The organism is Burkholderia sp. Ac-20384 (genome assembly GCF_017104605.1).
In the GTDB taxonomy this organism is placed as follows: Bacteria; Pseudomonadota; Gammaproteobacteria; order Burkholderiales; family Burkholderiaceae; genus Burkholderia; species Burkholderia lata.
Genome location: NZ_JAAGPE010000404.1, coordinates 1 through 6640 on the forward strand (window position 1 = coordinate 1; position 6640 = coordinate 6640).

The 6640-nt window shown below is 66.9% G+C and carries 8 protein-coding genes and 1 pseudogene; 2 read left to right on the forward strand and 7 right to left on the reverse strand.

Going from position 1 to position 6640, the window contains the following annotated elements:
• A partial coding sequence (locus tag G3O00_RS38300) for a Rieske 2Fe-2S domain-containing protein (RefSeq protein ID WP_206146116.1) occupies positions 1 to 237 on the reverse strand: 237 nt, incomplete at its 3' end.
• Positions 238 to 476: 239 nt separating this feature from the next.
• Here G3O00_RS38300 and G3O00_RS38305 point away from each other — a divergent pair.
• Entirely contained in the window at positions 477 to 1637 is a 1161-nt protein-coding gene (locus tag G3O00_RS38305; protein WP_174930146.1) for an NAD-dependent formate dehydrogenase, read from the forward strand.
• Positions 1638 to 1671: 34 nt separating this feature from the next.
• Here G3O00_RS38305 and G3O00_RS38310 read toward each other — a convergent pair.
• The 6 genes and pseudogenes from G3O00_RS38310 to G3O00_RS38335 all read right to left on the reverse strand — a co-directional run bounded on the left by G3O00_RS38310 (position 1672) and on the right by G3O00_RS38335 (position 5391).
• Positions 1672 to 3096: pseudogene (locus G3O00_RS38310) on the reverse strand (PLP-dependent aminotransferase family protein).
• A gap of 391 nt (positions 3097 to 3487) precedes the next feature.
• The gene (locus G3O00_RS38315) at positions 3488 to 3742 is read right to left on the reverse strand and encodes a hypothetical protein (RefSeq protein WP_206146117.1); all 255 of its coding nucleotides are present in this window, start codon (positions 3740 to 3742) and stop codon (positions 3488 to 3490) included.
• 34 nt (positions 3743 to 3776) lie between these two features.
• On the reverse strand, positions 3777 to 4232 hold the full coding sequence (locus G3O00_RS38320) for a DUF1269 domain-containing protein (RefSeq protein ID WP_011349694.1): 456 nt from the start codon (positions 4230 to 4232) through the stop codon (positions 3777 to 3779).
• 74 nt (positions 4233 to 4306) lie between these two features.
• Positions 4307 to 4504: a hypothetical protein gene (locus G3O00_RS38325; protein WP_174930143.1), complete on the reverse strand. Its 198-nt coding sequence runs from the start codon at positions 4502 to 4504 to the stop codon at positions 4307 to 4309.
• Between the two features lie 54 nt (positions 4505 to 4558).
• The gene (locus G3O00_RS38330; RefSeq protein WP_174930142.1) at positions 4559 to 5008 is read right to left on the reverse strand and encodes a phosphate-starvation-inducible PsiE family protein; all 450 of its coding nucleotides are present in this window, start codon (positions 5006 to 5008) and stop codon (positions 4559 to 4561) included.
• Positions 5005 to 5391: a LysR family transcriptional regulator gene (locus tag G3O00_RS38335; protein WP_206146118.1), complete on the reverse strand. Its 387-nt coding sequence runs from the start codon at positions 5389 to 5391 to the stop codon at positions 5005 to 5007. The genes G3O00_RS38330 and G3O00_RS38335 overlap by 4 nt, the downstream gene beginning before the upstream one ends.
• Positions 5392 to 5758: 367 nt before the next feature.
• Here G3O00_RS38335 and G3O00_RS38340 point away from each other — a divergent pair.
• Positions 5759 to 6640 (forward strand): Dyp-type peroxidase (locus G3O00_RS38340; protein WP_206146119.1); only part of this gene is annotated, 882 nt, incomplete at its 3' end.

The window sequence follows — 6640 nt, forward strand, 5'->3', positions numbered from 1 at the left end:
TAACGCCGCGTGATGCCACGGGCAACGGATCGTGTCGCCTTCCAGCAGGCCGTCGGCCAGTGGCGCGCCGTAGTGCGGGCACTGCGCGCCCACGGCAAACAGTTCGTCGGCGCGGCGTACCAGCAGCACCGCCGCATCGCCGACATAGCCCTCGATCATTGCACCGTCGGCGAGATCGTCGAGCGCGATGCCTTGCGCGAGATCGGGACGTGAAGACGAGGAATCGCTTCCGGACATGACGTCGCTCCCGCAAAGTGAGGTAACGATCCCATTATCGGCGTCCCTCATGAAAAGAACAGGTACAGACGCCCCCGCAGCGCACGCAAACACGCACTGTAGCTTGCGTGCGATCCATGACGGGCGTAGAACGTCACCAACGTTGCGGCGCAACACACCCGCTGCCTGCCATGCCCGTCGCGCGTCCTGCGCAATCCGCATGCCGCGTGCCTTCCCCCCGTCACCAGGAGTGCTACCCGATGGCCACCGTCCTGTGCGTGCTCTACCCCGATCCCGTGGACGGCTACCCGCCGCGCTACGTACGCGATGCGATTCCGGTCATCACGCACTACGCGGACGGCCAAACCGCGCCGACGCCGGCCGGCCCGCCCGGCTTCCAGCCCGGCGAACTCGTCGGCTGCGTGTCCGGCGCGCTCGGCTTGCGCGGCTACATGGAGGCGCACGGCCACACGCTGATCGTCACGAGCGACAAGGACGGCCCCGACTCCGAGTTCGAGCGTCGGCTGCCCGAAGCCGACGTGGTGATCTCGCAGCCATTCTGGCCCGCGTACCTGACGGCCGAGCGAATCGCCCGCGCGCCGAAGCTGAAGCTCGCGCTGACGGCCGGCATCGGCTCCGATCACGTCGATCTCGATGCCGCCGCCCGAGCCCACATTACCGTCGCCGAAGTCACCGGTTCGAACAGCATCAGCGTGGCCGAGCATGTGGTGATGACGACGCTCGCGCTGGTGCGCAACTACTTGCCGTCGCATGCGATCGCGCAGCAAGGCGGCTGGAACATCGCCGATTGCGTGTCGCGCAGCTACGACGTCGAAGGCATGCATTTCGGCACGGTCGGCGCGGGGCGCATCGGGCTCGCCGTGCTGCGCCGGCTGAAGCCGTTCGGCCTGCAGCTGCACTACACGCAGCGCCACCGGCTCGATGCCTCGATCGAGCAGGAACTCGGGCTCACGTATCACGCCGATGCCGCATCGCTCGCGAGCGCCGTCGACATCGTGAACCTGCAGATTCCGCTGTACCCGTCGACCGAGCACCTGTTCGACGCGGCGATGATCGCGCGCATGAAGCGCGGCGCCTACCTGATCAACACCGCGCGCGCGAAGCTGGTCGACCGCGACGCGGTCGTGAACGCGCTCACGTCCGGGCATCTCGCGGGCTACGGCGGCGACGTGTGGTTTCCGCAGCCGGCGCCGGCCGATCACCCGTGGCGCACGATGCCGTTCAACGGAATGACCCCGCACATCTCCGGCACGTCGCTGTCCGCGCAGGCACGCTATGCGGCCGGCACGCTGGAGATCCTGCAATGCTGGTTCGACGGCAAGCCGATCCGCAACGAATACCTGATCGTCGACGGCGGCACGCTCGCGGGAACGGGCGCGCAGTCGTACCGGCTGACGTGACGCGGCGCGCGACACGCGACTCGCGGCGGACCGTTCAGTCGACGCAGTAGGCGGCGAGCTTGCCGACCGTGATCACCGCCTGTTCGATCTCCGGCGACCACGGGCTGCTGTAGTTCAGCCGGATGAAGTTCCGGTAGCTGTCCGTGATCGAGAACATGTAGCCGGGCCCGATCGTGATCCCCTGCTCCAGCGCGAGCTGGTACAGCCGCATCGCGTCGACCTACGCGGGCAGTTCGATCCACAGCACGTACCCGCCGGCCGGGCTCGAGATCCGCGTGCCTTCCGGGAAGAACCGCGACACCATCGTCCGCATCAGGTTTGCCTGCTGCGCATAGGCCTTGCGAATCCGCCGCAGGTGATGCTCGTAGCCGTCGCGTTCGAGAAACTCCGCGATCGCAAGCTGCGGCAACGACGGCGTCGCGAGCGTGTTCAGGAATTTCAGCTTCTCGACCTGCTCGCGATAGCGGCCCGGCAGCGCCCAGCCGATCCGGTACGCGGCCGTCAGGCTCTTCGAGAACGACGAGCAATGCAGCACGATGTCATGGCGGTCGAACGACTTCAGCGTGCTCGGATGCATGTTGCCGAAGTACAGTTCGTTGTACACGCCATTCTCGATGATCGGCAGATCGGCTTTCGCGGCGAACTCGACCAGCTCGCGCTTGCGCTCGTCGGGCATCTGAAAGCCGAGCGGGTTCTGGAAGTTCGGCATCACCATGCATGCGGCGATCGGTTGCGACTTCGCGATTGCGGCGAGCGCGGCAATGTCGATCCCGTATTCCGGATGCGTCGCCACCTCGATCGCCTTCATCCCCATTCGCTCGATCGCGTGCAGCATCGCGTAGAACGTCGGCGATTCCACCGCGATCGTGTCGCCCGGCTTCGCGACCGCCTGCAAACACAGGTTGATCGCCTCCGTCGCGCCGACCGTCACGATGATCTCGTTCGGGTCCACCGACATCCCATTTTCCAGGTAGCGACGTGCAATCTGGCGGATCAGCCGCGGATGGCCGGGCGGCAGCCCGTCCGTCACGCCCCACAGCGCCTTGTCGCGACCGGCCGCATACGCGTAGCGGTTCAGCTTCTCGAACGGAAACAGGCTCGGGTCCGGGTACGGCGAGCCGAGCGGCACCGCGTCGTCGGTGCCGATCGAGCGCAGCGTCGACAGCACGAGCCGGCTCACGTCGACCGACGACGAGATCGCGATCGGCTTCGACGGCCGCAGCTCGCGCACCGGCGCATGGCTGTCGTCGCGCCGCAGGTTCACGAAATAGCCCGACTGCGGCCGGCTTTCGAGTAGCCCGCGGCTTTCCAGCAGCAGATAGGCATGCAGCACGGTCGTGATGCTGATCCGGTGCTGCTGGCTCGCCTGCCGCACCGAAGGGACACGATCGCCGTGTCGATATACGCCCTGCCGGATGAGTCTCTCTATGTCGTTTGCAAATTTCTCGTAGAGCTTCATCCGCCTCGCCCCGCCAGCGGTGAACCGGCGTGCGATGCGCGGGCGGCATGGCCGCGCCGGTGCACCAAGCCGGATAGCCGCGGCCGGGCGCGGGTGTCCCGGTGCGAACCTCGTCCGTTATCGAAATTGAAGGCGGATAGCAATGCGAATCTCATCTAGACAAGGTTCGGCATCCTACTGCGTCATTTCGACGAATGTAAGTGACAGTTTGGCGAGGAAACGTGAAATCGGGCCGGCGTGGTGAACAGATTCGAACGCGACGGCGCGGCGCCGCGCGTGTCGCACGGCAACCATTCGCCGGGCGCGGTGCCGGCACGCGTCGTCGCGGTTGACCGATGGTCGTCGGGCGACAGTCACGCGGAGCCCGGTCATGCGCGGGCCCCGCGTGTACTCAAGCGTCGTCGACGTTGTCCGCGTAGTGATCGATCGCGACCTTGCACTCGTCGAACACGACCGTCAGCAACGTGATGTCGTTCGACTCGACCCACTTGCGGATCTGCAGGAATTGCCCGGTGCCGAGATCGGCGATGCGGGCGGGATCGTCGGTCGTCACGTCGACGACCGCGATTGCGCGGTTGCCGTTGCCGGGCAGCGGCGACAGCGTCGCCGCGATGTCGAAGCGCCGGTACGATTGATCGATGCGCATGCGGTTCTCCCTTTTTGGTTCGACAACGACACGCTCAATCGAGCGTCTGGCGGAACACCTTGCCGCCGAATCCCGTCACGACGTTGTCGACCGAGAACGGCGTGTCCTCCTTCGCTTCCAGGATGACCGCGACGCTGCCGGGCACGAGCCGTGCCGCAATCGTCTCGACGAACGTGCCGTCGAGCAGCGCATTGCCGGCCGCTTCCGCGAGAATGCCGGCCCCCGCGCCGGCCGCCATGCCGGTGACCACGCCGAGCGGCCCGGCGAGCAGGCCGAGCAAACCGCCCGCGATCGCGCCGATCACGCCGCCCTTGAACGGCCGCGATTCGGCGTGGAGTACCGCCAGCTTGCCGGTCGCGTCCTTCTCGACGACGACCCCGTTCTCGACGTGGAATCCTTCGTCCTTCTCCGACAGCGCCTCGAAATCGTTCGCGGCCTGGCGGGCCGTATCGACGCTGTCGAACACGGCGACGATCAGTTGCTTGGTCATTCGATACCTCGCTCGGTTGGATGGTCAGTGGCAGTGGCAGCCGCCGCACCGCATGCGGCATGCCGGGGTTCGATTCAGATGCCGGTGGCCGCCGCGCGTGCACGTGCCGCATCGGCATACGCGTGCGCCGCCTCCCGCTGCAGCCTGGCGACGGACGGCGCGCGCGCGAGCGCAGGATCGGCATCGCGCGTGTCGCGCGCCAGCCGGTAGGCGTCCGACGCCGTGTGTTGCAGTTCGATCGCCTGTTTCGTTTCGACGGAATGCGTGTTCATCGGGCACCCTCCTTGCAGGGACATCGATCATGCATGCGGCTTGCCGCCCGCTCTTTACCCGCGCGCATGCGCATCGTCCTCGACATCGGCGACGTCGGCCGGGAAGCGGTGCTGGCCGAAACTCAGGATCAGCACGCCCACCGCGAGCAGCACGATCCCGAAGGTCGTCATCAACATCCGCTCGGGGCTGTCGGTTGCACCGCGCAGTATCAGGTCGCGTGCGAGCGACGTCATCGCAATGAACAGCGGAAACCGCACGGGCAACCGGCCGAGCCGCAGGTAGCGCACGTCCATCGCGAGCACTTCCAGGTACAGGAACATCAGCAGCAGGTCGGTCAGCGACACTTCACCCGCGAGCACGACCTTCCACGCTTCCTGCGCCATCGCGAACGCGGTCGCGAGCCCGATCACGATCAGCCCGGCCAGTTCGGCTGCGTGCAGGAAATGGCCGAAGCGGCGGCGAATGCGCTCGGCCGGCGAGCAGGAAAGCGTGGTCGTATTCAAGGTGACAGTCGCGGTGATGAAGCTTGAACGGCGCCGGGCGGCGGGAACGTCGCGTCGCGCGCGGCGGCATGCACGGTAGCGTGCGCATCGGGCAGATCCGGCAGATCGGGCAGATCCGGCCCATGCGGGCCGGCCGCGCCGGTCGCCCGCTCGACCGCGGACAGCGTCCGGCGGCAGCACACGTGGAACGCGTCACCCGCATCGGTGCAGGCAACGTCGTCGTGGTCGCGGCACAGCAGCAGGCGGCAGCCGAGATACCGCTCGAGGCCGTCGATCCGTTCGCTCACCTGCGTTTCGTCGAGCCGCAGCTCGGACGCCGCAGCGGACAGGCCGCCGTGCTCGACCACCGCGACATACACACGCATCGCTTCCAGCAGGTTCATGATGACGCTCCTCGTCGGCGGGCGCAGCGGGACCTAATCTACTGCACGCGGCACGCACGCTCAAGAGCACAGCGTTGCATGCGCCAGGAGTACAGCTGCGCGGGTGCCGCCGAAAATCCGGCCCTGTTTGACGCATTCGCATGACAGTTTGGCGATACGTGTTCCAAAGACGGGCCGAAGCTGCTAGATTGCTTGCTCGACGACGTTACGCGGTGCGGGCAGGTACGCACCGTGCGGCCGGCCGCCACCGCTGCGGCCCGTTGCGCGATGTCCGCGCAATGTCCTTCATCCGCATGACACAAAGAGAACAGTCGCATGACACAGTTCAACCGTTCGCCTTCGCGCGCCGCGGCACTTCCGTCCCGACATGACTGACCGGCAGCCCACGATGCAGACACCTCCCCCGCTCTCCCAGAACGTTCACAGCACGATCACGCGCAGCGCGATCTTCCTCGTCGCGACGATCAATCCCGGCGCCGATCACGCCGACACGATCCGCTCATGGTGCGGCGACATCGCCGCGCTCGTGCGCTCGGTCGGCAAGCGCGTGCCGGGCGGCAACCTCACCTGCGTGTGCGGCTTCGGCGCCGACGCGTGGGATGCGCTGTTCGGCAACCCGCGCCCCGCCGCGCTGCATCCGTTCCGCGAATTCGGCGCGGGGCAGCGTGTCGCGGTCGCGACGCCGGGCGACATCCTGCTGCACATTCGCGCGGACGCGATGGACCTGTGCTTCGAACTCGCGACACAGTTGCTCGGCGCACTCGGCGATGCGGTCACGGTCGTCGACGAGGTGCACGGCTTCCGCAATTTCGACCAGCGCGCGATGATCGGCTTCGTCGACGGCACCGAGAACCCGGAAGGCCGCGAGGCGGTCGACTTCACGGTGATCGGCGACGAAGACGCGGATTTCACGGGCGGCAGCTACGTGATCGTGCAGAAGTACCTGCACGACATGGCCGGCTGGAACGCGCTCGCGGTCGAGACGCAGGAGCGCATCATCGGCCGCACCAAGCTCGCCGACATCGAGCTCGCGCCGGACGTGAAGCCGTCGTGCTCGCACAGCTCGCTGACGACGCTCGACGAGGACGGCCAGGAAGTGAAGATCCTGCGCGACAACATGCCGTTCGGACGCCCGGGCGCGGGTGAATTCGGCACCTACTTCATCGGCTACGCGCGCTCGCCGGCGCCGATCGAGCAGATGCTCGAGAACATGTTCGTCGGCCGCCCGCCCGGCAACTACGACCGCCTG

What these genes read in the sequence shown, in the direction of transcription:
- G3O00_RS38325 (WP_174930143.1), bottom strand. Translation starts at nt 4,504, where the DNA reads ATGAACACGCATTCCGTCGAAACGAAACAGGCGATCGAACTGCAACAC.
- G3O00_RS38335 (WP_206146118.1), bottom strand. Translation starts at nt 5,391, where the DNA reads ATGAACCTGCTGGAAGCGATGCGTGTGTATGTCGCGGTGGTCGAGCAC.
- G3O00_RS38305 (WP_174930146.1), top strand. Translation starts at nt 477, where the DNA reads ATGGCCACCGTCCTGTGCGTGCTCTACCCCGATCCCGTGGACGGCTAC.
- G3O00_RS38315 (WP_206146117.1), bottom strand. Translation starts at nt 3,742, where the DNA reads ATGCGCATCGATCAATCGTACCGGCGCTTCGACATCGCGGCGACGCTG.
- G3O00_RS38320 (WP_011349694.1), bottom strand. Translation starts at nt 4,232, where the DNA reads ATGACCAAGCAACTGATCGTCGCCGTGTTCGACAGCGTCGATACGGCC.